The organism is Duganella levis (genome assembly GCF_009857605.1).
GTDB lineage: Bacteria > Pseudomonadota > Gammaproteobacteria > Burkholderiales > Burkholderiaceae_D > Rugamonas > Rugamonas levis.
Genome location: NZ_WWCT01000010.1, coordinates 128,782 through 152,158, shown reverse-complemented (window position 1 = coordinate 152,158; position 23,377 = coordinate 128,782). Strand labels below are relative to the sequence as shown.

The 23,377-nt window shown below is 62.8% G+C and carries 19 protein-coding genes and 4 tRNA genes; 17 read left to right on the top strand and 6 right to left on the bottom strand.

Translation table 11 applies throughout. From position 1 onward, the window contains the following. The first annotated feature begins 56 nt into the window (after positions 1-56). Complete coding sequence (locus tag GTP69_RS14335) at positions 57-2,762, top strand: TonB-dependent receptor plug domain-containing protein (protein ID WP_161055501.1); 2,706 nt, start codon at positions 57-59, stop codon at positions 2,760-2,762. Here the strand turns inward: GTP69_RS14335 and GTP69_RS14330 are convergent. Next, a complete protein-coding gene (locus GTP69_RS14330) occupies positions 2,759-3,964 on the bottom strand; it encodes an MFS transporter (RefSeq protein WP_229260944.1) in 1,206 nt (401 codons plus the stop codon). The genes GTP69_RS14335 and GTP69_RS14330 overlap by 4 nt on opposite strands. 112 nt (positions 3,965-4,076) lie before the next feature. On the opposite strand from GTP69_RS14330, the gene GTP69_RS14325 reads away from it, so the two are divergent. The 4 genes from GTP69_RS14325 (at position 4,077) to GTP69_RS14310 (ending at position 9,070) form a co-directional block, all read left to right on the top strand. After that, positions 4,077-4,988, top strand: a complete 912-nt coding sequence (locus GTP69_RS14325) for a LysR family transcriptional regulator (protein ID WP_161055500.1) — start codon at positions 4,077-4,079, stop codon at positions 4,986-4,988. Between the two features lie 40 nt (positions 4,989-5,028). Continuing rightward, a complete protein-coding gene (locus tag GTP69_RS14320) occupies positions 5,029-6,576 on the top strand; it encodes a S41 family peptidase (RefSeq protein ID WP_229260943.1) in 1,548 nt (515 codons plus the stop codon). Between the two features lie 69 nt (positions 6,577-6,645). Then, on the top strand, positions 6,646-8,415 hold the full coding sequence (locus tag GTP69_RS14315) for a M14 family metallopeptidase (RefSeq protein ID WP_161055499.1): 1,770 nt from the start codon (positions 6,646-6,648) through the stop codon (positions 8,413-8,415). Positions 8,416-8,467: 52 nt separating this feature from the next. Beyond that, positions 8,468-9,070 (top strand): trimeric intracellular cation channel family protein, encoded by a 603-nt coding sequence (locus GTP69_RS14310; RefSeq protein ID WP_161055498.1) that lies wholly within the window; start codon positions 8,468-8,470, stop codon positions 9,068-9,070. Here the strand turns inward: GTP69_RS14310 and GTP69_RS14305 are convergent. From GTP69_RS14305 to GTP69_RS14290, 4 genes are all read right to left on the bottom strand, one after another. Continuing rightward, the gene (locus tag GTP69_RS14305; protein ID WP_161055497.1) at positions 9,067-9,402 is read right to left on the bottom strand and encodes a hypothetical protein; all 336 of its coding nucleotides are present in this window, start codon (positions 9,400-9,402) and stop codon (positions 9,067-9,069) included. The genes GTP69_RS14310 and GTP69_RS14305 overlap by 4 nt on opposite strands. Positions 9,403-9,515: 113 nt before the next feature. Beyond that, positions 9,516-10,436, bottom strand: a complete 921-nt coding sequence (ttcA, locus tag GTP69_RS14300; RefSeq protein WP_161055496.1) for a tRNA 2-thiocytidine(32) synthetase TtcA — start codon at positions 10,434-10,436, stop codon at positions 9,516-9,518. After that, a complete protein-coding gene (locus tag GTP69_RS14295) occupies positions 10,433-10,831 on the bottom strand; it encodes a dihydroneopterin aldolase (protein WP_161055495.1) in 399 nt (132 codons plus the stop codon). Before GTP69_RS14295 ends, ttcA begins: the two co-directional genes overlap by 4 nt. 36 nt (positions 10,832-10,867) lie before the next feature. After that, the gene (locus GTP69_RS14290) at positions 10,868-11,653 is read right to left on the bottom strand and encodes an SDR family oxidoreductase (protein ID WP_161055494.1); all 786 of its coding nucleotides are present in this window, start codon (positions 11,651-11,653) and stop codon (positions 10,868-10,870) included. Positions 11,654-11,677: 24 nt separating this feature from the next. On the opposite strand from GTP69_RS14290, the gene GTP69_RS14285 reads away from it, so the two are divergent. From GTP69_RS14285 to GTP69_RS14275, 3 genes are all read left to right on the top strand, one after another. Then, on the top strand, positions 11,678-12,829 hold the full coding sequence (locus GTP69_RS14285; RefSeq protein WP_161055493.1) for a class I SAM-dependent methyltransferase: 1,152 nt from the start codon (positions 11,678-11,680) through the stop codon (positions 12,827-12,829). A 106-nt stretch (positions 12,830-12,935) separates the two neighbouring features. Next, the gene (locus GTP69_RS14280) at positions 12,936-13,973 is read left to right on the top strand and encodes a J domain-containing protein (RefSeq protein WP_161055492.1); all 1,038 of its coding nucleotides are present in this window, start codon (positions 12,936-12,938) and stop codon (positions 13,971-13,973) included. A gap of 78 nt (positions 13,974-14,051) precedes the next feature. Further along, the gene (locus GTP69_RS14275; protein ID WP_161055491.1) at positions 14,052-15,635 is read left to right on the top strand and encodes a DUF3369 domain-containing protein; all 1,584 of its coding nucleotides are present in this window, start codon (positions 14,052-14,054) and stop codon (positions 15,633-15,635) included. 65 nt (positions 15,636-15,700) lie between these two features. On the opposite strand, the gene GTP69_RS14270 is transcribed toward GTP69_RS14275, so the two are convergent. Beyond that, a complete protein-coding gene (locus GTP69_RS14270; RefSeq protein ID WP_161055490.1) occupies positions 15,701-18,955 on the bottom strand; it encodes an EAL domain-containing protein in 3,255 nt (1,084 codons plus the stop codon). Positions 18,956-19,151: 196 nt separating this feature from the next. On the opposite strand from GTP69_RS14270, the gene GTP69_RS14265 reads away from it, so the two are divergent. The 9 genes from GTP69_RS14265 to rplA all read left to right on the top strand — a co-directional run bounded on the left by GTP69_RS14265 (position 19,152) and on the right by rplA (position 23,196). After that, a tRNA-Tyr gene (locus tag GTP69_RS14265) sits at positions 19,152-19,236 on the top strand. Positions 19,237-19,294: 58 nt separating this feature from the next. After that, positions 19,295-19,368, top strand: a tRNA-Gly gene (locus tag GTP69_RS14260). Between the two features lie 47 nt (positions 19,369-19,415). Next, positions 19,416-19,490, top strand: a tRNA-Thr gene (locus GTP69_RS14255). An 85-nt stretch (positions 19,491-19,575) separates the two neighbouring features. Next, the gene (tuf, locus tag GTP69_RS14250) at positions 19,576-20,766 is read left to right on the top strand and encodes an elongation factor Tu (protein ID WP_110846314.1); all 1,191 of its coding nucleotides are present in this window, start codon (positions 19,576-19,578) and stop codon (positions 20,764-20,766) included. A 64-nt stretch (positions 20,767-20,830) separates the two neighbouring features. Continuing rightward, positions 20,831-20,906: transfer RNA gene (locus GTP69_RS14245), tRNA-Trp, on the top strand. A 35-nt stretch (positions 20,907-20,941) separates the two neighbouring features. After that, positions 20,942-21,325 carry a preprotein translocase subunit SecE gene (gene secE / locus GTP69_RS14240; protein ID WP_110846315.1) on the top strand — a complete coding sequence of 128 codons (384 nt, stop codon included), beginning with the start codon at positions 20,942-20,944 and terminating at the stop codon, positions 21,323-21,325. Continuing rightward, positions 21,325-21,942, top strand: coding sequence for a transcription termination/antitermination protein NusG (gene nusG / locus GTP69_RS14235; RefSeq protein WP_161055489.1), 618 nt, complete (start codon positions 21,325-21,327; stop codon positions 21,940-21,942). The genes secE and nusG overlap by 1 nt, the downstream gene beginning before the upstream one ends. A 121-nt stretch (positions 21,943-22,063) precedes the next feature. Next, the gene (rplK, locus tag GTP69_RS14230) at positions 22,064-22,495 is read left to right on the top strand and encodes a 50S ribosomal protein L11 (RefSeq protein WP_090192334.1); all 432 of its coding nucleotides are present in this window, start codon (positions 22,064-22,066) and stop codon (positions 22,493-22,495) included. Between the two features lie 2 nt (positions 22,496-22,497). Further along, positions 22,498-23,196 carry a 50S ribosomal protein L1 gene (gene rplA / locus GTP69_RS14225; protein WP_110846317.1) on the top strand — a complete coding sequence of 233 codons (699 nt, stop codon included), beginning with the start codon at positions 22,498-22,500 and terminating at the stop codon, positions 23,194-23,196. Positions 23,197-23,377: the final 181 nt, after the last annotated feature.

Genomic DNA, 23,377 nt, shown 5'->3' with positions numbered 1-23,377 from the left:
AGTAATAGTTCTGACTTTGATAAGGTGGCGACCTTTTCAGTCCTGAAATATTTACAATGCAAACAAAATGTAACTTGAAGCCGCTGGCGGCTGGCGTTATCGCGCTGGTTGCCGGCGTTGCCGGCCATACCGTGGCGCAGGCGCAGACGCAGGAACCAGCGGCGGCCACTACGCCGCCGGCAGTGGTCATCACCGGTTCGCGCATTCCGCGTGCCGGCACCGAAGGGCCGTCGGCCGTCACCGTCATCACCGCCGCCGACATCGAGAAGCAAGGCTACCGCAATGTGTTCGATGCGCTGAGCAACCAGACGCAGAATAGCGGCTTTACCCAGGGCGGCGACTACGGCAATACCGCGACGCCATCGGCCAACGCCATCAGCCTGCGCGGCCTCGGTCCGAACCACACGCTGGTGCTGCTGAACGGCCGCCGCATGGCCGACTTCCCGATCGCTTATGACGGGACGGTCAACTTTACCAACCTGGCGAATATTCCGTCGGGCGTGGTGGACCGCATCGAGATACTGAGCGGCGGCGCTTCCGCTGTCTATGGCTCGGACGCGATTGCGGGCGTGGTCAACATCATCCTGAAAAAGCAGTTCGAAGGCCTGGACGTGAATGTGAAAGCCGGCGGTACGTCGCGCGGCGGCGCCGGCGATAAGCGCCTGCAACTCACCGGCGGCAAGAGCTTCGATAAACTGAATACGGTGTTCAGCGTCGAACTGACGGAACGCGATCCGCTGTGGAGCGCCGACCGTGATTTCATGGCCGCCAAGACCGGCGTGGCGCCGACCTCTGTCCTGTCGCGCAAGAACCTCAGCACCGGCAAGTACGTGGACCTGGGCGATACCTGTTCGCCGCTCGGCGATCTGTTTGGCGGCAGCACCGCCAGCTACGTCAGCAAGACCGGCAGCTATTGCGCCAGCCCGAAAGTCGGCCCGACCTACTGGACCACGCAGACCAAAAACAGCAGCCAAAATGTCTTCGGCAGCGCCAATTACGAGCTGTCGCCGACCACCATGCTGTACGCGGAAGCGCTGTTCGGCCAGAACCGCAGCACGCAGAATACGCGCGGCCCATCGTGGACTTCGCGTTCGCTGACCGACAGCTATTTCTGGAATCAGAACACCAATGCCTACGAGGCCTGGAGCCGCTACATTTCGCCGGAAGAGATGGGCGGCGTGCAGCGCTACAACCGTACCTGGGATGACCAGGCCAGCTCCCTGTCGTTCGGCATCAAGGGCGATATTCCGGGCACTACCTGGAATTACGAAGCCGGTTACACGGCATCGCTGTACAAGAGCCAGGACCATCGTCCGCGCGCGCTGGCGAATATCGACAGCTTCTTCCTCGGCCCGCAGCTGGGCGTGAATGCGGACGGCGTGGCGATCTACGCGCCCGATCCGGCGCGCCTGACCAAGCGTCTGACGCCGGCGGAATTCGACAGCATCACCGGCACCTCGAACAGCGACGACAAGTCGTGGACCAATACCGTAAGCCTGACCGCCAACGGCGAGCTATTCAACCTGCCGGCCGGTCCGGTCAAGGTGGCGACGGTGGCGGAATTCGGCAAGCAGGGCTTCTCCAATGTGCCGGATGTGCGCATTAATGAGGGCTACTTTAACGTCGCCACCGGTTCCGACGTCACCGCCGGCACCCGCAAGCGTTATGCGCTCGGCGGCGAAGCCAGCATCCCGGTGATCAAGACGGTGGATGCCACGCTGGCCGGCCGTTATGACCGTTACAGCTTCGCGGGCCGCAATGACGGCAAGTTCACCTACGCCGGCGGTATCGAATGGCGTCCGGTCCAGCAGTTGCTGGTACGCGGTAATTACGCCACCAGCTTCCGCGCGCCGGATATGAATTACATCTACAAGGCACGCGGCACCGGCTATTACTCGTCCACCACCGACTACTACCGTTGCGCCAAGAGCGGCCAGGCGATTGCCGACTGCGAGTTCGCCAACGTCTCGCCGGGCGCCGACTATGTGCAGAGCGGCAGCAAGGATCTGCGGTCGGAGAAGGGCCGTTCGACTGGCCTGGGGATTGTGTGGTCGCCAAGCGCGGACTTCGATGTGTCGGTCGACTACTGGAACATCAAGATCAGCGATCTGGTCACCAATCTGAGCGACGATACGCTGCTGCGTGACGAAGCGGCTTGCCGCATCGCTGGCGATCTGACCTCGCCGACGTGCGCCGATGCGATTTCGCGTGTGATCCGCTTCCCGGACAATGCGCTGAACCGTCCGGGCGAGATCAAGCAGATCCTGGTGAATCCGATCAATGCCGCGGCGACCAGCGTGGATGGCATCGACGTCGCCGGCAAGTACGTGTTCCGCACCAGGGACTACGGCAGCTTCCTCACCAAGGTGAACTACTCGAAGACGCTCAACAAGCATTCGCGCCAGTTCGCCGGCGATCCGCTGAAGGACGATCTGGCAGACCTGACCAACTACGACTGGCGCGACAAGCTCAATGCCAGCGTTACCTGGAACGCCGGCAAATGGTCGAATACCCTGTTCTTCCAGCGCTACGGCAAAGTGCCTAACGCCGCCGGCGACGCTTTCCTGACGCCGACCACGCTGGTCAACGCCAGCGTGGTGTACCGCCTGACTGAACGCGCCACCTTGTCGGTGGCGGTGAATAACCTGTTCAACCAGGTCAAGGCCGATAACAGCGCGGGCTGGCCTTACTACCCGGTCGGTAATTACAGCCCGGTCGGCCGTCAAGGCTGGATCGAGCTGAATTACCACTTCGGCGGTTAAGCAGCGGTTTTACGCTGATCACTGGTGTGGCCGAAATACTCGGTCACCCAGTACAGCAGCGCCGCGCCGTTGAAGGCTGCACCAGTCAGCAGCGCTGCGGTCCAGCCGTGGGTGGCGAACATCCAGCCACCCAGCGCCGAACCGGCGGCGCCACCGGCGAAGAATAGCGCGAAGTAGACGCCATTCAAACGGCTGCGCACTTCCGCACCCAGCGAGAAGATGGCGCGTTGGCCCAGCACCAGGTTGGCCGCCACACCCATATCCAGCACGATCGATGCGATCACCAGCACGGCCAGTGCGACGTTACGCGAACCTGGCACCACCAGCGGCAGTACAAATCCAATCACACCCAGTGCCAGCGCGGCGGCGGTTGCCATCAGCGTGTGGCCCTTGTCGGCCAGCTTGCCGGCGATCGGCGAGGCTACCGCACCAGCCATGCCCACCAGCGCAAAAATGGCGATGCCGGTCTGCGACAGGTGGAACTCAGGACCCGACAGCATCAGCGGCGTCACGGTCCAGAAAAGGCTGAAGGAACCAAACAGGCCGGCGTGGTACGCGGCGCGGCGACGCAGCACCGGCGTTTGCAGGAACAGGTGCCACAGCGACGACATCAGCTTTGGATAGGTGATGTGGTGTTGCGGCGTGCGTACCGGCAGTTTGGCGCGCAGCACGAAGGCGACGATCAGCACCATGACGGCGGCGCCGCCGAACACCACGTGCCAGCTGGTGGCGTCGGCGATCAGGCTGGCCGCAGGACGCGACAGCATGATCCCCAGCAGCAGGCCGCTGACCACTTTACCGACGGTGACGCCGCGCGTGGATTCCTTCGACATATGCGCGGCAAACGGCACGATGATCTGCGCCGCCACCGAACCGAGGCCGATGCCCAGCGCCGCAGTCAGGAACATCCACGCGCTGCTGCTGATCGCGGCCAGCACCAGCATGGCCGAGGTGAACAGCAGGCCGGTGAAGATCAGGCGGCGGTTTTCCAGCAGGTCGCCCAGCGGCACGATGAACAGCAGGCCGATACAGTAGCCGATCTGCGTCAGCGTGACGATCAGGCCAGCGGCTTCCGGCGACAGGCCGGTCGAAGCGCTGATCGGCCCGACCAGGGTTTGGGCGTAATACAGGCTGGCCACAATCAGGCCAGTGGCGGTCGCCAGCAGGGTGACCATGCCGGGACTGATATCTTTGTTATCCATAATGTTGCTCCAGTGAGAGTGCGATGAACCCATTCTAGGCAAAAGCTGAGCAAAGATAATTAGGGCATAATGCACCTATACTTTTCACATAATGTGAACAATAAGGCGAACAATGGACCGGTTAAAAGCGATGCAGACGTTTGTGCGGATCGTCGAGGCCAATAGCTACACCAAGGCCGCCGAGACGCTGGACCTGCCGCGCGCCGCGCTGACGGCCACCATCAAGAAGCTGGAAGCCTTCCTCGGCACCCAGCTGCTGCAGCGGACCACGCGCCGCCTGTCGTTGACGCCGGACGGCGCCGATTACTTCCGCAAGTGTCTGGAAATTCTACAGGCGGTCGAGGACGCTGAGAGTACCTATCGTGGCCAGGGCGCCGGTCCCCCACGTGGCAAGCTGCGGGTCGAGTTGCCCGGCACTTTCGGCCGCAATGTGGTGATGCCGCATATTGCCGACTTCTGCCGCCGCTATCCGGAGATCGACCTGGTGGTCAGCCTGAGTGACCGCGTGCGCGACCTGACCGAGGAGGGCGCCGACTGCGCGCTGCGCATCGGCGCCTTGCAGGATTCGTCGATGATCGGCCGGCCGCTGGGCAGCATGCGGTTTGTCACCTGCGCGGCGCCATCGTATTTGCAGCAGCATGGCGTGCCGCAGGCGTGGACCGATCTGGGCGAGCATCGTTGCGTGTCGCACTTTTCCGGCCGCACCGGGCGGCCGTTCGACTGGGACTTTGTGGTCGACGGCCGCGTGGTGACCACCGAGGTGCGCAGCGCTATCGCCGTCAACGACGCCGAGGCCAGTGTCAGCTGCGTGTTGCAGGGCATGGGGCTGGCGCAGATCGCGCGTTATCAGGTGCGGCCGCATCTGACCAGCGGTGCGCTGGTCGAAGTGCTGGCCACCACGCCGCCGACGCCGATGCCGGTGTCGCTGCTGTATCCGCAGGGGCGCATGGCGTCGCCGCGCTTGCGGGTTTTTGCCGAATGGCTGGCGGAGCTGGTGCGCCAGGACGCCGATTTGCAGTCATAATGCGCCGATGAGATTTCTAACTGTTTTGTCTTGCGCCGCCATGGCGGCAGCGTTGAGCGCTTGCGGTGGCGGTTCGTCGCCGCCACCACCTGTTACCGTCACGCCGCCGGCCGAGCCACCTCCGCCTGTTACGCCGCCAGTGGTGGTAGAGCCACCGCCTGTCACGCCGCCCGTGATCGATCCGCCACCAGTCACGCCACCGGTGATCGATCCACCACCGGTTACGCCACCGGTAGTGACGCCAATGCCGGACTGGTACACGCTGTACAACCATTGCGAGCATCCAGCGGCAGGCCAGACCCAGGGTACGCTGAACGATGAGCTGCACTGGGTGTACTCGTATGTCGACGAAGTCTATCTGTGGTACACCGAGCTGCCGAAGCTGAACATGGCAGATTACAAGACGCCGCTCGATTATTTCTCTGTCTTGAAGACGACTTCCATCACGCCTTCCGGCCGGGCCAAGGACCGCTTCCATTTCACCTATCCCACCGACGTGTGGGAAGCGATGAGCGGCGCCGGCGTGGAGCTGGGCTATGGCGTCACCTGGTCGCACACCGCCAGCGGCATTCTGCCGCGCGTGTGGGCGGTGGCGATGGTGGAACCGGGATCGCCGGCCGAGTCGGCGGGCCTGCGCCGCGGCGACGCGCTACTGTCGGTGAATGGCGTCGATATGCAGGACACCACCACCGAGGGTGTGGCTGCCATTAACGCCGGGCTGGCGCCTGCCAAGGCTGGCGACAGCTACCCGTTTGTGTTGTCGCGTGGCGGCGTCTCGCAACCGGTCACGCTGACCGCCGCCAAGGTGGCGGCGGCGCCGGTGCAGAACTTCAAGTTGCTGGCGTCGGCCAGCGGCACCGTCGGCTATGTGCAATTCCATGATCACAATGCGGTGGCGGAGAGCCAGTTGGCGGAGGCTTTCACCCGCTTCAAGAGCGCCGGTGTGTCCGATCTGGTGCTGGACATGCGCTACAACGGCGGCGGCTATCTGGTGCTGGCCGCCGAATTGGCATACATGATTGCCGGTCCGGACGCCACCAAGGGCAAAGTGTTCGAGCAGCTGCATCGCAACGACAAACAGCGGGTGCTGTCGCCGCAACTGTTCGACGCCACTGCGGCTGGCCTGTCGCCCAAATTGATGGCGCGCGGTTCGGCGTTGCCCTACCTGGGGCTGAAGCGGGTCACGGTGCTGACCACGCCCGGCACCTGTTCGGCCAGCGAAGCCTTGGTTAACGGCCTGCGCGGCGCGGATATCGAGGTGACGCTCGTCGGTGGGGAGACCTGTGGCAAGCCATATGCGTTCACGCCGACGCCTAACTGCGGCAACACGTATTTTACGATCGAGATGCAGGGCGCGAACAACAAAGGCTTTGGCGACTACGCCGACGGCTTTGCGCCGACCTGTAAAGTGGACGACGACCTGACTCACGAAATGGGCGACACTTCGGAAGGCATGCTGGCGACGGCGCTGAGCTACCGGGCCACTGGCGTGTGCCCGGCCACGCCGATGCGCAACCGTAGTCTGAAGACCAATCCGTTGCAGGTGGAACGACCGCAAGGGAAGCAGATTGCGATACGCCTGCGCTAAGCACTATAATTTTCTCGCATCCGATGCCGGCACAGGCATCGGTCGATCAACCTCGCTGGAAGCCTCTCCATGATTCGTTCCGCCATACTGCTTGCCTTTGCCGCCACCTCCACGCTGGCCGCCGCTGCTCCCGCCACCGCACCGCTGACCACCATCTCCGAACGTTCGGGCTTCCAGAGCACCGGCCGTTATGATGAAGTGATCGCGCTGTGCGCACAGTTCCAGAAAGCCTACCCAAAACAGGTACGCTGCTTTGAATTCGGCCGCACGCCGGAAGGCCGGCCGATGCTGGCGCTGGCCGTCACCCGCACCGGCGCGCTGACCGCCGAGCAGGCGAAGAAGAAAGGCGTGCCGGTCATGCTGATCCAGGGCGGCATCCACGCCGGGGAAATCGACGGCAAGGACGCAGGCTTCCTGGCGCTGCGCGAGGCGCTCGAAGGCAAGGTGGCGCAGGGTGCGCTGGACAAGCAGGTGCTGTTGTTCGTCCCGGTATTCAACGTCGATGGCCATGAGCGCTTCGGCAAGAACAACCGCCCGAACCAGCGCGGCCCGGTGGAAATGGGCTGGCGCGTCACGGCGCAGAACTACAACCTGAATCGCGACTATGTCAAAGCCGATGCGCCGGAAATGCAGGCCATGCTGGCGCTGGTCAACGCCTGGGATCCGCTGGCCTACGTCGACCTGCACGTGACCGACGGCGCCAAGTTCCAGCCGGACGTCTCGATCCAGGTGGAGCCGGTGCACGGCGGCGACGACGCGCTGAAAGTGGCCGGCGCCGCGTTGCAGAACAATGTGATGGCGGACCTGAAGGCGCAAGGCTCGGATCCGAAACCGTATTACATCTCCTTCGCCAAGGAAGACGATCCGGCCTCCGGCTTTGTCGACAGCATGTCGACGCCGCGCTTCTCGACCGGCTACTTCCCGATGCGTAACCGCTTCGCCATGCTGGTGGAAACCCATTCGTGGAAGGACTACCCGACCCGCGTGCGCATCACGCACAACACCATCGTCTCGCTGCTGTCGCAGGTGGCGCAGCATGGCCAGGAATGGCAGAAGCTGACCAGGGACGCCGACGCGCGTTCGGTGGCGATGGGCGGCGGCGAGTTCCCGCTCAGCTACCGCACCACCTTCAACACCAAGACCATCCAGTTCGCCGGCTATGAATACACGCGCGAACATTCGGTGGTGTCGGGCGGCCTGTGGACCCGCTACGACGAGAGCAAGCCGCAGATGTGGACCGTGCCGCTGCGCGACGAAGTGGTGCCGGACCTGTGGATCAAGGCGCCGCAGGGCGGCTACATCGTGCCGCTGGCGCAGGCCGCGTGGGTCGGCGCCAAGCTGAAACAGCACGGCATCGAGTTCAAGGTGATCAAGGACGACCAGATGGCGGCCGAGGTGGAGACCTTCCGCGCCACCAAGACCAAGTTCGGCGCGCAGTCGTTCGAGGGCCATCAAACGCTGGCGGTGGAAGGGGACTGGGGCCGCGAACGCCGCGCGCTGACCAAGGGTTCCCTGTTCGTGCCGATCGCGCAGCCGAAGGCGCGTCTGGTGATGACCATGCTGGAGCCGCGCGGCGCTGATGGCCTGCTGGCCTGGGGCGAATTCAATAACGCCTTCGAGCGCAAGGAGTACATGGAGGATTACGTGGCCGAGGAAGTGGCGCGCGACCAGCTGGAAGCCGATCCGGCGCTGCGCGCGGAATTCCAGAAGAAGCTGGACACCGAGCCGGACTTCGAGAAGAGTCAGGCCAAGCGGCTGGAGTTCTTCGCCAAGCGCCACGCCTCGTGGGATGAGCGCTACAACCTGTATCCCGTGCTGCGCACCGCACAGAAATACTGATAGTTGGCGGCGCGCTGATGCATAATGCCGCCTCTTTGATTTGAGGTGGCGTGTGCTTTATATTATTTATCTGGTGGCCATATCGGCCGAAGCGGCGTCCGGCGCCTTGATGGCGATGCGCCGCAAGATGGACTTGTTCGGGCTGGCGTTGGTCGGCACCGTGACGGCGCTGGGCGGCGGATCGATCCGCGACGTGCTGCTCGGCCATTATCCGCTGGGCTGGGTGGCGCATCCGCAGTACCTGGCCATCACGGTCGGCGCGGCGATGGTGGCGGCGCTGATGGCGCGCTGGCTGGCGCGCTTCGAATCGGCCTTTCTGCTGCTGGACGCATTGGGACTGGTGGCGTTTTCCATCATCGGCTGCGACGTCGCGGCCAGCACCGGCGCGCATGTGTCGGTGGTGATCCTGATGGGCATGATTACCGGCATCGCCGGTGGCCTGCTGCGCGACATCCTGTGCAACCAGGTGCCGCTGGTGCTGAAGCGCGACCTGTACGCCACCGTGGCGCTGCTGACCGGCGCGCTGTACATGGGTCAACTGCACCTCGGCGTCGACCAGCATGTGGCGACACTGGTGGCGCTGACGGTAGGCTTCTGCGTGCGGCTGCTGGCGATCCGCCTGGCACTGACGCTGCCGGTGCTGAAGGAGCGCTAGAACAGCGTGGCGGCGCTGGTGCCCTGGTTCCCCGCTGCCTGCTGGCTCATCTCCTGCTTGATCATCTCCGCGATTTTGGCGGTCACCGAGGCCTGCTGATCCGGCGACATGGCGTCGAACTCTTCCTGGGTGATACCCAGCTTCTTCATCATCGCTTGCGTCATGCGCTGCGCCGGCGTCATCTGCACATACTTCTCCAGCTCAGCCGCCGTGGCGGACTGCTTGCTTTGGGCCGTCTTGAGCAGCGCGCCAAAGTCGCTGTTTCCGCTTTTTTTCGTGCCGGCGGCATTGGTGGCAAAGGCGTCGGCCAATGCGGTGGTATCGATCTTCATGGTTTCTCCCCGGTGGTGGTGTGGTTACCGGTCACCATAGCCGGGGGACAGGGGAATGCTTACGGCGCGATGCCGGACTGGTTTTGCGCCGGCACCGCGTTCTTTTACCCTCGTTAATCTTCCCGCTGTAGCGAAATGATGCCGGGCGTGCTGGTGGGCGTCGAGCAGGGTTCTTCGTCGAAGGCGATGTCGCCCAGCGGGTTGGCCAGGCCGTCGGCTTTGATGTCCTTGAAGCCGAACAGGTCGCGGTCCATCAGGTGCGACGGCACGACCGTCGACATCGACGAGAAGATGTTTTCCACGCGGCCTGGATGCTTTTTCTCCCATTCGCGCAGCATGTTCTTGATCTGCTTGCGCTGCAGGTTTTCCTGCGAGCCGCACAGGTCGCACGGGATGATCGGGAAGCCTTTGACCGCAGCGTAGCGCTCGGTGTCCTCTTCCTTCACATAGGCCAGCGGACGGATCACCATGTGCTTGCCGTCGTCCGACACCAGCTTGGCCGGCATGCCCTTGATTTTCCCGCCGAAGAACATATTCAGGAAGAAGGTTTCCAGGATGTCGTCGCGGTGGTGGCCCAGCGCGATCTTGTTGCAGCCCAGTTCATCCGCCACGCGGTACAGGATGCCGCGGCGCAGGCGCGAGCACAGCGAGCAGGTGGTCTTGCCTTCCGGGATCAGGCGCTTGACGATGCTGTAGGTGTCCTGGTTTTCGATGTGGTACGCCACGCCCAGCTTGTCCAGGTAGGCCGGCAGGATGTCGGCCGGGAAGTTCGGCTGTTTCTGGTCCAGGTTGACGGCGACGAGCTCGAAATTGATCGGCGCGCGTTCGCGCAGCGTCATCAGGATGTCCAGCAGGGCGTACGAGTCCTTGCCGCCGGACAGGCAGACCATGACCTTGTCGCCGTCTTCAATCATATTGAAGTCGCCGATGGCCTGGCCGACCAGGCGGCACAAACGCTTGTGCAGCTTGTTGTTTTCGTGGGCGATTTTTTCAGCGCTCTTGACGCTGATGGTGTCGTCGATGACGGCGTTCATGCTGCTTCCTTGATCTTGAATACTTCAACGCCAACGCCTTCGCAATCCGGATAGACGTCGGGCTTCATGGTGGAGACGCGCGCCGCGCGCACGCTCGGGTGTTCCAGCATCGCGCGGACGATGTCGTCGCACAGGGTTTCCTGCAACTGCACGTGGCCGCGCGCCATGCGCTTGGCGATGGTGTCGCGCATGAAGTCGTAGTCCACCACTTCGTCCAGCTGGTCGTGGGCCGGCGACGACAGCGCCAGCGGGATGTACAGGTCGACGTTGATCAGCAGACGCTGCTCGCCTTTTTTCTCGAACTCGTAGACGCCGATGTTGATCATGACTTCGTAGTTGCGCAGGAACAGGCGGCGGCAGTCGTTCAGTTGCGGGTGAATCAGGGCGGACAGCATGGGGAACCTTTTTTCGATTAAATTTATTTGGCCAACTTATTTAGCTAAGAACATCACGTCGCGCGGCAGCGGCTGCAAGTGCTGGCCGCCGTCGACCAGCAAGGTGGTGCCGGTCAGCGCGCGCGCCGAGGCGGCGTAGACCACGCTGTCGGCGATGTCGTCCGGGGTGCTGGAACGGCCCAGCGGCGTTTGCTGGTGCGCGTTGGCGAAACCGGCTTCGGTCTGGTCGCCGGACACCATGGTGATGCCCGGCGCGATGCCGACCACCCGCAGTTTCGGCGCCAGCTGCTGCGCCAGCATGGTGGTGGCGGTGTGCAGCGCAGCCTTGGACAGGGTGTACGACAAAAAATCAGGATTGAGATTGTACAGCTTCTGGTCCAGCAGATTGATGACGGCGGCCTGGGCGCCTTCCGCCGTGGCCGCGTGCAGCGCCTGCGCCAGCAGAATCGGCGCGGCGACGTTGGCGTGCATGTGGGCGTCCAGCCGGGCGTAGCTGAAGTCGTCGGCGCTGTCGTAGTCGAACAGCGAGGCGTTGTTGACCACGCACTGCACGCCGCCCAGCGCCGCCACCGCGCGCGGCAGCAGCTGGCGCACCGCCGCTTCGTCGGCCAAGTCGCATTGCAGCGCGACGGCGCGGCGGCCCAGCGCGATGATCTCGGCGGCGACGGCGGCCGCTTCGCTGGCCGAGGCGCGGTAATGCACCGCCACGTCCCAGCCGGCGCGCGCCAGCCCGAGCGCGATGGCGCGGCCGATGCGGCGTCCGGCGCCGGTGACCAGGGCCACGCGTGGCCCGGCAGTTGAATTGTCCTGTGCTGTCATCATGTTTGAACTGGATATAATGCCGGGATGTCCTTACCCGTACCTTCTAGCGACGCGCTGGCCGCGTCCCACGCCCTGCAGCACCTGATCGCCGCCGACATCGAGCGCAACGCAGGCGCCATTTCCTTCGCCCGCTATATGGAACTGGCGCTGTATGCGCCCGGCCTGGGCTATTACAGCGGCGGTTCCGCCAAGCTGGGAAAAGATGGCGATTTTACAACCGCCCCCGAGCTGTCGCCGTTGTTCGGCGCAGCGCTGGCGCGGGTTGCAGCCGCTATTATCGCCCAAAGCGCGCCGAACATTCTCGAATTCGGCGCCGGCACCGGCAAGCTGGCGTTCGATATCCTGAGCGAGCTGCGCGCCGCCGGCGTCAAAGTGGACGTCTATTATATTGTCGAGCTGTCCGGCGAGCTGCGCGGCCGCCAGCAGGACAAGCTGCGCGATTTCCCGCAGGTGGTGTGGCTGGACGCCTTGCCGGCCTCGTTCGACGGCGTGGTGTTCGGCAACGAAGTGCTGGATGCGATGCCGGTCGAGCTGGTGATCAAGCATCCGGACGGCTGGCAAGCCTTGCAGGTGACGGTGGCCGATGGCCGCTTCCAGTATCTGGAGACGCCCGCCAGCCCGGCGCTGCTGGCGCAGGTGGCGCGCCAGATTCCCGAACACGAATTGCTGCCGGCCGGCTATGTGACCGAGCTGCACGGCGTGGCCTGCGGCTTCATGGCGACGCTGGCGCGCATGCTGGACCAGGGCACGGCCAACGCCGCCTTCCTGTTCGACTACGGCTTCCCGGCGCACGAGTATTACTTCGACCAGCGGGTGACCGGCACCCTGATGTGCCATTACCGCCACCATTCGCATCCGGACCCGTTCTACTATCCGGGCCTGCAGGACATCACCGCCCACGTCGATTTCACGGCGATGGCGCTGGCGGCGCAGGAGGCCGGCATCGAGGTGCTGGGCTATTTGAACCAGTCCGGCTTCCTGCTGGGCGCCGGCATCGGCGAGTTGCTGCTGCGCACCGATCCGGCCGACGCGATGGCGTATCTGCCGCAGGCGCGGGCGATGCAAAAGCTGGTGTCGCCGGCGGAAATGGGCGAACTGTTCAAAGTGCTGGTGGTCGGCAAAGGCGTAGAATTACCGGAAGCTATCGTCCTGCAGGACCGCACCCATCGGCTGTAGACAAAAAAGCACATTGGATGGAATAGCAAGCCAATTCATTGTCTGCTCTGCGGGTTGCATGCGCTAAGATGGGCTATGATGATTGATTCTGCGTCGATTTCCAGCTATGGCCAAGATTCACACCCACTATGACAACCTGAAAGTGTCGCGTATGGCGCCGCAGGAGGTCATACGTGCCGCCTACAAAGCGCTCAGCCAAAAATACCATCCGGATAAGAACCCGGGGGATGAGAAGGCTGCGCGCATCATGGCCATCCTCAACAGCGCCTACGAGACCCTGTCCGACGCCCAGCGCCGCAAGGAGCATGACGAGTGGATCACCTCGGAGGAGTGGGAAATCGAGTGGCTGGAAAGCACCCGCCACGAAGACGGCCATGGTCCCCGGGGCGACAAGCATAAGCACGACGCCAACTGGCATCCGGAACACGTCAACGACACCGTGGTCAGGCGCGGCCGCCGGCCCGGCTGGCGCACCTGGGCCGGACTGGCGGCTTGCCTGGCGCTGGGCTGGATCGGCGGCGCCACCATGGTGTCCGAGCCACAGCTGATGGGCAGCCTGAGCAGTGCATGGGGCGGCAAGGGCGGCATCAACGCCAATGCGGCCACGACCGATACCGACCCGGCGGCGCGCCGCACAGCACGGGAGGCGCGCGCCGACAGCCGCAGTGAAGAGTCCGATGCCTGGGCCACCGTGCGGCTGGCCGACGCGCATGCGGGCAAGGCAGCGCCGATCAAGGTGGTGACCGCCTCGCAGGTGGTGCTGCCCGGCGCCGGCGCCGAGTGCGACAGCGAAACCCCGACGCAAACCCTGCTGGCGCCCAACGGCGAACCGTGGCCGGCCCGCTCCGGCTATATGGAAGGTTTCCCGGTCGGCAACCGCGGGGATGAGATGCAGCTGATGCTGGACAACGCCAGCAACGGCTCGGCGGTCTTCATCAAGGTCTACGACCTCGACCGTCGCTCGAATGTACGCTACGCCTATGTGCAGGCGCACGACAAGCTGCTGGTCGACAAGCTGGCCAACGGCAAGTACGAAATCCGCTACCAGAACCTGGATGCCGGCGCCAATCCGGGCGCTTGCGGCGCGGCCAGCCGCACGGCCGCCGCCGGTGTGGAAGCAGGGGCGTCACCCGTCAGCAACTAGTGCGGCCATGTAGCTTCGATAAGAGTTGTCACACGGTGGGAATCTGATTATCCTGAAGGTAACAACAGGAGATTGCGTATGACCGATTCCAACGCCGCAGACGACAACTGGCTGATCGACGAAGACGAAGACGAGCTTCCAGCCAGCGGTCTCGGCGCCCCGGACCAGCGTTTGTGGCGTGTGCTGATCGTTGACGACGATGTCGATGTACATGCCGTCACGCGGCTGGCGCTGCGCAACGTCAGCTTCAAGGGCCGCGAACTGGAACTGTTTTCCGCCTACAGCGGGCGCGAAGCGTTCGACATCCTGCGCGATACGCCGGACATCGCGCTGGTGCTGCTGGACGTGGTGATGGAAACCGACGACGCCGGCCTGATCCTGGCGCGGCGCATCCGCGAAGAGCTGCACAACGCCATCGTGCGGGTGGTGCTGCGCACCGGCCAGCCGGGCCAGGCGCCCGAGCAGCGCGTGATCATCGAATACGACATCAACGACTACAAGGCCAAGACCGAGCTGACCACGCAGAAGCTGTTCACCACGGTGATTTCGGCGCTGCGCGCGTACGAAAGCCTGAACATGCTGGAGCGCAGTCGCATCGGCTTGGGCAAGATCCTGGCCGGCGCCACCAATCTGTACCAGATCCATTCGCTGCGCGAGTTCGCCTCGGGCGTGCTGAACCAGGTGAGCGCGATCCTCGACGTCGGTTCCGACGGCGTGCTGTGCCTGATGCAGGGCGATACCGGCGTCACCACCGTGGTGGCCGCGACCGGCCACTATTCCACCCTCAACGAGGAGGAACTGATGCCGACCGGCCATCCGCTGTGGCCGACCATCGCCAAGGCGTTTGCCGAGAAAAAATCGCAGTTCGAGCATCCCGCCAACGTGCTGTTCATCCACACGCAGGAAAACCGCGAGGTGGCGATTTCGGTCACGCCGCCGTGGCCGCTGGCGCAGATCCAGCGCGATTTGCTGGAAGTGTTCTGCCAGCGGATTGCCGCCGCGTTCGACAACCTGTACATGTTCGGCCAGCTGCGCAAGGCGCAGGAAGCCACCGTGGTGGCGCTGGCCGACCTGGCCGAGTTCCGCGACAAAGGCACGGGCGGCCATGTGCGGCGGGTGCAACTGCTGTCGTCGTCGCTGGCGCAACGGCTGCATGAGCGCGGTGCCTATCCGGACGAGGTGACGCCGCAGCTGCTGGAAATGATCGGCCTGGCGTCGATCCTGCACGACGTGGGCAAGGTGGCGACGCCGGACCACATCCTGCTCAAGCCGGGCATCCACACGCCGGAAGAGCGCAGCGAGATGCAGCAGCATGCGGCGGTGGGCAAGACCATCCTGGAGCGGGCGGCCAATATGGTCGATGGCGTCAGCTACCTGACGTATGGCGCGCAGATCGCCGGCGGCCACCACGAGCACTGGGATGGCAACGGCTATCCGAACCAGCTGAAGGAGCGGGCGATCCCGATCGCGGCGCGGATCGTGGCGGTGGTGGACGTGTTCGACTCGCTGCTGCACGAGCGTCCGTACAAGGAGCCGTGGCCGCATACCGAAGCGGTCAACTACATCAAGGAGCGCGCCGGCAAGCAGTTCGATCCGGAAGTGGTGGCCGCGCTGCTGGACATGATCGAGCGCGACCCCACCGTCGGCCGCACCCCAGAATAAAATCCGGGGTCAGGTCCGGCACTTGGACATGAGTTCGTGTCCAAGTGCCGGACCTGACCCCGGATTTAGGCGGGTACTTCGGCGGTGAGGACCATGGCTTCGAATTGCGCGACCGGCATCGGGCGGGCGAACAGGTAGCCCTGGGCTTCATCGCATTGCTTGGCGCGCAGGAAGTCGCGCTGGGCTTCGGTTTCCACGCCTTCGGCAATCACTTCCAGTCCCAGCGAGTGCGCCAGTGCAATGGTGGCGGCGACGATCACGGCATCGTTCGGATCGCTCTCGATATCCTTGACGAAACCGCGGTCGATCTTGATGCGGTCGATTTCAAACAGCTTCAGGTAGCTCAGCGATGAGTAGCCGGTGCCGAAGTCGTCAATCGCGACCTTGATGCCGCGCGAACGCAATTCGATCAGCAGCGCGCGGCTGCGTTCCGGGTCCTGCATCGCCGCCGATTCGGTAATCTCCAATTCCAGCAAGGCCGGGTCGATGCCGTGGCTGTGCAGCATGCGGTCCAGGTGCGGCAGCAGGCCCGGTCCGTGGCACTGGCGCGCCGACAGGTTGACCGCCAGCCGCAGATGCGACAGCCCCGGCGCGCGCCACGCGTGCAGCAGGGTGCAGGCGCGTTGCAGCACCCAGTCGCCCAGCGGGATGATCAGGCCGGATTCTTCGGCGATCGGAATGAAGCGGTCCGGCCCCACCATGCCCAGCTCGGGATGGTGCCAGCGCAGCAGCGCTTCGGCGCCGATGATGCGCTGCGTCGCCAGTTCGATCTGCGGTTGCAGATACAGTTCGAATTCGTTCTGCTCCAGCGCCTGCCACAGGCGGTTTTCCAGCATCAGGCGCTCGTGGGTGGCGCTGTTCATTTCTTCCGAGAAGAACTGGAAGTTGCCGCGCCCCTCGCTCTTGGCGGCGTACATGGCGGTGTCCGCGTGGCGCATCAGGGTGCCGGCGTCTTCGCCGTCGGTCGGGAACATGGCGACGCCGACGCTGGCGCCGCTGTGCACGGTCTTGCCGTTCAGGTGGTACGGCGCGGTCAGGGCGTCGACGATGCGCACGGCGATGTTGGAGGCCTCGTCCGGCGTGACCGAGCCGTCGGTGACGACGATGAACTCGTCGCCGCCCAGGCGGGCGATGGTGTCGACTTCGCGCAGCAGTTCCTGCAGGCGCTGCGAGACGGCGATCAGCAGCATGTCGCCGGTTTCGTGGCCGTGGGTGTCGTTGATTTTCTTGAAGTGGTCGAGGTCGATGAACAGCACCGCCGCCATGCCGCCGCTGCGGCGCGTCTGCGCCAGCAATTGCTCCAGCCGCAGGTTGAGCGACAGGCGATTCGCCAGCCCGGTCAGGGTGTCGTGGTGGGCCAGGCGGTGGATGCGTTCCTGCGCCAGGTGCTGTTCGGTCAGGTCGTGCAGGATGGCGACGAACAGGTGCTCGTCCGGCAATTCCACTTCCGACACCGACATCGCCAGCGGGAATTCGCTGCCGTCGCTGCGCCAGCCGGGCAGTTCGTATTCGTGGGTGACGCCGCAGGCGATCATGCGCAGCAGGCCGGCCGCGTCCAGCCCGGCCGCTTCGCCGACGCCGACCGGAATCAGCCTGTCCAGCGGCAGCGCGCCCATCTTCTCGGGAGCGTAGCCGAACAGGCGGCCGGCGGCGGCGTTGGCCGACATCAGCGTGCCGTTGCTGTCGATGGTGAGGATGGCGTCGGCCGCTTTGTTGAGGATCGCTTGCAGGCGCGCTTCGCGCTGGCGCAGGCGGGAGGTGGAGTCTTTCACTTCGGCCTGGATGCGGGCGCGTTCGCCGCTGATCAGCATCATCAGGGTGCCCAGCAGGCCGCTCAGCAGCAGGCCGCAGGTCAGCACGGTCCAGCTTTGCCAGCCGCGCTGCTGTTGCAGGTAGGCCGGGGTCGGCGCCAGCGTCAGTTCGTAGATGCGGCCGCCGAAGTGCAGCTGGCGCTGGAAGTCGCCCGCTTCGACCTCGCGTTGCAGTGTGTCCTGCACCAGGCGGTGTGGGCCGTCGTCGTCGGTGTCTTCAAAGCGCAGCAGGAAGTGGGGGAATTCGGAGCGCTTCAGCGCCTGGTTCAGGTAGGCGTCGAACTGCATCGAGATCAGCAGCGAGCCGACCGCCTGCCGGTGACTGCTGGGCGGGTAGACGGTTTGCAGCAGCAACAGGCCGGTGCTGGCGGCGCCGGGTATCAGTTGCAGCGGCGCCGTGGCGGTCGGCTGGCCGGACTGGATGGCGCGCTCCAGCGCGGCGCGCCGTTGCGGGTCGTGCAGGAAGTCGAGGCCGAGGTAGCGGCGGCTCGGTTCCGGCTCGATGAAGGTGGAGACGAAGTAGCGCTCGCGCTGGTTGGAGACCAGGAAGTCGCCGGCCGGGTTGCGTTCGCGGATGGCGTAGTCGGGGGCGACATGCTGGCGCGCCCACGCTTCAAAGGCGTTGCGTTCGCTGTCGGCCACCGGCGTCAGCCAGGCCATCGACATCAGTTCGGGGCGCTGGTCGAGGTAGCCATGCGCCAGGTTGCCGAAGTCTTCGGCGTTGATGCTGCGGCGCGGGTCGTTGAGGGCCTTGGCCATGGCGTAGATGAAACGTTCGTGCTCGCTGAATTGCGCTTGCAGCAAGTCGCCGGTCTGCTGTGCCTTGAGGCGGAAGGTTTGCAGCTGCTGGTTGTTTTCCCAGCGGTCGGCCTGCAGGTAGATGGCGATGAAGGCGGCCGCCGACAGCATCAGCGGCAGCCCGACCAGCAGGCGGCGCCGCGCCCACAGCGCGCGCGGGCGGCCGATGACGATCCAGGTCAGCGGCGCCGCCAGCAGGATGCCGATGGTGTCGCCCATCCACCACGCCAGCCAGTCGGCCGCCAAGGTTTCGCGTTGCAAAATGCCGAGCGCCATCATGCCGGACAGCGATACCGTGCTCGACACCAGGGTGACGCAGGCCGCCAGCAAGATGAAGCGGACGACGTCGCGGCCGGAGCCGATGGCCGGGTCGATGTAGCGGCGGAACAGGGTGCTGCCGGCCCATGCCTGCAAGGCCGCACCCAGCGCCGGTGCGCCGGCGCCGAGCAGGGCGCTGACGGTGATGCCGGTGGCGCTGAGCGAGGGGTAGACCAGGTTGACCGCCAGCGAGCCGAGCGCCACGCCCGGCAGCAGGCGGGCGCCGCCGACCACGCAGGCGGCCAGGGCAATGCCGGCGGGCAGGAAGATGGGGGAGGCATAGCCGGGCGGCAGCGCCAGCAGCAGGCCGAGGCGGCCGGTGAGGAAATACAGGCCCCACAAGGCCAGGTTGGCGAACAGCAGGGTAGGCCAGCGACCGCTTCGATTGTTCAAACGCAGGGCTCCAGGAGTCTCATTGGTTCAATCGATTGTATAGGAAAACATGCAACATAAAAACAACACTTGCACTTTTGCAGTTGGTGAGTTTAAAATCTCGCCCCGAAGCAGACGAACTGTGAACACTGCACCGATGAGGTGAAAAAAGCGTTGACGGTTTGAGAAAATTGCTTCATACTCTGCGGTTCCTCGCGGAGGGGTGGCCGAGTGGTTAAAGGCGACGGACTGTAAATCCGTTCTCTCAGAGTACACTGGTTCGAATCCAGTCCCCTCCACCAAGTTTTTGCAAGAAGACTGAGTGGCGCAGTAAAGTGAAATGAATTGAACCAATACCTCGCGGGTGTAGCTCAATGGTAGAGCTGAAGCCTTCCAAGCTTATGACGAGGGTTCGATTCCCTTCACCCGCTCCAGTGTTGTTGCAGTCTGGTGTGCAAACACCAAAAAGTAGTTCAAATAAGCCCTTTTAGCTCAGTGGTAGAGCACTCCCTTGGTAAGGGAGAGGCCACGTGTTCAATCCACGTAAAGGGCACCAGAATTCGCAGTACGCAGTACGGCAGCACTATCAAGACAGTCGGGCAGGGTTCCCTGCCAATCACACAAATCGTTAGGAGTCTAAAATGGCAAAAGAGAAATTCGAGCGGACCAAGCCGCACGTTAACGTCGGCACCATCGGCCACGTCGACCACGGCAAGACCACCCTGACCGCTGCGATCGCTACCGTTCTGTCGAAAAAATTCGGCGGCGAAGCTAAAGCTTACGACCAGATCGATGCAGCACCAGAAGAAAAAGCACGCGGTATTACCATCAACACCGCACACGTCGAGTACGAAACCGCCGCACGTCACTACGCTCACGTTGACTGCCCAGGTCACGCCGACTACATCAAAAACATGATTACCGGTGCAGCGCAGATGGACGGCGCGATCCTGGTTTGCTCCGCAGCTGACGGCCCAATGCCGCAGACCCGCGAGCACATCCTGCTGGCCCGCCAGGTTGGCGTGCCATACATCGTCGTGTTCCTGAACAAATGCGATCTGGTGGATGACGAAGAGCTGCTGGAACTGGTTGAAATGGAAGTGCGTGAGTTGCTTTCGAAATACGAGTTCCCAGGCGACGACCTGCCAATCATCAAAGGTTCGGCACGTAAAGCACTGGACGGCGACACCGGCCCACTGGGCGAGCAAGCCATCATGGCCCTGGCCGATGCACTGGACAGCTACATCCCTACGCCAGAGCGCGCAGTGGACGGCGCCTTCCTGATGCCAGTGGAAGACGTGTTCTCGATCTCGGGTCGCGGCACCGTGGTAACCGGTCGTGTTGAGCGCGGTATCATCAAAGTCGGCGAAGAGATCGAAATCGTCGGTATCGTTGACACCGTCAAAACCACCTGCACCGGCGTGGAAATGTTCCGCAAACTGCTGGACCAGGGTCAAGCAGGCGACAACGTTGGTCTGCTGCTGCGCGGCACCAAGCGTGAAGACGTGCAACGTGGTCAAGTTCTGGCAAAACCAGGCTCGATCAAGCCGCACAACCACTTCACCGGCGAGATCTACGTGCTGTCGAAAGACGAAGGCGGTCGTCACACTCCGTTCTTCAACAACTATCGTCCACAGTTCTACTTCCGTACGACTGACGTGACCGGTTCGATCGAACTGCCACAGGACAAAGAAATGGTTATGCCAGGCGATAACGTGTCGATCACCGTCAAGCTGATCAACCCGATCGCGATGGAAGAAGGTCTGCGCTTCGCAATCCGCGAAGGTGGCCGTACCGTAGGCGCAGGCGTCGTAGCCAAGATCCTGGCCTAATAGGATATGAGATTGCCACCCGGGTGTCCGGGTGGTATAATCGCGATCCTTTGTAGTTTTATGTAGGGGCGTAGCTCAATTGGCAGAGCGTCGGTCTCCAAAACCGAAGGTTGGGGGTTCGAGGCCCTCCGCCCCTGCCACCGAATCTGGTGCAGGGCACCGAAAGTAAATATAAATGTCTAATCAATCCGTGCAGACCGTCAGCACGTCGAATGACAAGATTAAGGTTGTACTGGCGATCGCCATTGCAATCGTGGGCGTGATAGGGTTCTATTACCTGTCGGACAAACCAGCTCTGGTACGCGCAGGCGCACTTGTGGCTGGTTTGGCTTTTGCCGTTTTGATCTTGTGGACTTCGTCGACTGGCCGTGATTTCCTGAATTTTGCCAAAGAAGCTGTTCGCGAGACGAAAAAGGTCGTCTGGCCTACCCGTCGCGAAGCGACCCAGATCACCGGCATCGTGTTTGCCTTCGTGCTGGTGATGGCAGTGTTCCTGTGGGGCACGGATAAGACTCTGGAATTCTTGTTGTACGACGTCATTCTGGGCATACGAAAATAATGAGCGAAAACGTGCAAGATGATGCGACCGGTGAAATCCCGGCAGAGGCCGCTCAAGAAGCGGCGCCCGTCAGCGTGCCAGTCAGCAACAAGCGCTGGTACGTTGTGCATGCATACTCCGGCATGGAAAAAAGCGTGCAGCGCGCGCTGACCGAGCGCGTCGAGCGCGCCGGCATGCAAGAACAGTTTGGCCAGATCCTGGTGCCGACCGAAGAAGTGGTCGAAGTGCGCAATGGCCAGAAATCGGTCACCGAGCGTCGTTTCTTCCCTGGCTACGTGCTGGTCGAGATGGAAATGACCGACGAAACCTGGCACCTGGTGAAAAACACCAGCAAAGTGACCGGCTTCATCGGCGGCAAATCGAACAAGCCGACGCCGATCCCGGCGCGCGAGATCGACAAGATCATGCAGCAGATGCAAGAAGGCGTCGAGAAGCCACGGCCGAAAGTGCTGTACGAAGTGGGCGAGCAAGTCCGCATCAAGGATGGTCCGTTCACCGACTTCAACGGCAATGTCGAGGAAGTCAACTACGAGAAATCGAAAGTGCGCGTCTCGGTCACCATTTTTGGCCGCGCCACACCAGTCGAACTCGAATTCGGCCAGGTCGAAAAAGTCTAAATACCGTTCGCCAGAGCGGGCGACGGTGTCAAAACCCTAGTGCATCTGGCAAAAGAGGAGCCCCGCCCTGCAGCATACGCAGTGTGGGGCGCTACTACTCATATCCAAGATAGGAGCCATCATGGCAAAGAAAATCATTGGTTTTATCAAGCTGCAAGTACCAGCTGGTAAAGCAAACCCATCCCCACCGATCGGCCCAGCGCTGGGTCAACGCGGTCTGAACATCATGGAATTCTGCAAAGCGTTCAACGCGCAGACCCAAGGTATGGAACCAGGCATGCCTATCCCAGTCGTGATCACCGCTTTCGCCGACAAATCGTTCACCTTCGTCATGAAGACGCCGCCAGCGACCTTCCTGATCAAGAAACATTCGGGCATCACCAAAGGTTCGCCGAAGCCACATACCGACAAAGTCGGTAAGCTGACCCGCGCCCAGGCCGAAGAAATCGCGAAACTGAAAACCCCTGATCTGACCGCTGCCGACCTGGATGCTGCTGTACGCACCATCGCTGGTTCCGCACGTTCGATGGGCATTACCGTGGAAGGTGTGTAATCATGGCAAAACTGTCCAAACGCGCAAAAGCTATCAAAGCTAAAGTTGATACCACCAAGAACTACTCGTTCGACAACGCTGTTGCTCTGATCAAAGAACTGGCCACCGCCAAGTTCAATGAATCGATCGACGTGTCGGTCCAACTGGGCGTGGATCCTAAGAAATCGGACCAGGTTGTGCGTGGTTCCGTCGTGCTGCCAGCTGGCACCGGCAAAACCGTTCGCGTAGCTGTGTTCGCTTCGGGCGACAAAGCCGAAGCTGCTAAAGCCGCTGGCGCCGACGTCGTTGGTATGGAAGACCTGGCCGAGCGCGTCAAAGCCGGCGACATGCCTTTCGATATCGTCATCGCTTCGCCAGACACCATGCGTATCGTTGGTACCCTGGGTCAGATCCTGGGCCCACGCGGCCTGATGCCTAACCCGAAAGTCGGCACCGTTACCCCTGACGTCGCTACCGCCGTGAAAAACGCGAAAGCTGGCCAGGTTCAGTACCGTACCGACAAAGCCGGTATCATCCACGCGACCATCGGCCGCAAATCGTTCGCTGACGCTGATCTGAAGAGCAACCTGGTTGCCCTGATCGACGCGCTGAACAAAGCCAAGCCAGCCTCGTCGAAAGGCGTGTACCTGCGCAAGGTTTCCCTGTCGTCGACCATGGGCGCTGGCGTCCGTGTTGACCAGGCTACCCTGGCTGCTGCTTAAGTTATACCAACTTCCGGTGTTCCAGGAGCTGACACGCGCAGCGTGTTAGACCCTGGCACCGCTGGTTAAAGTTTTAGTCGTCAAGCTGAAAAGCTCGGCGCAGTTCTTTGGGATGGCTGCTGTTTCGGCAGCAGCCGCAATCAAAGACCGTTGGGCCAGGTGCATCAGGTAGGCATCCGGT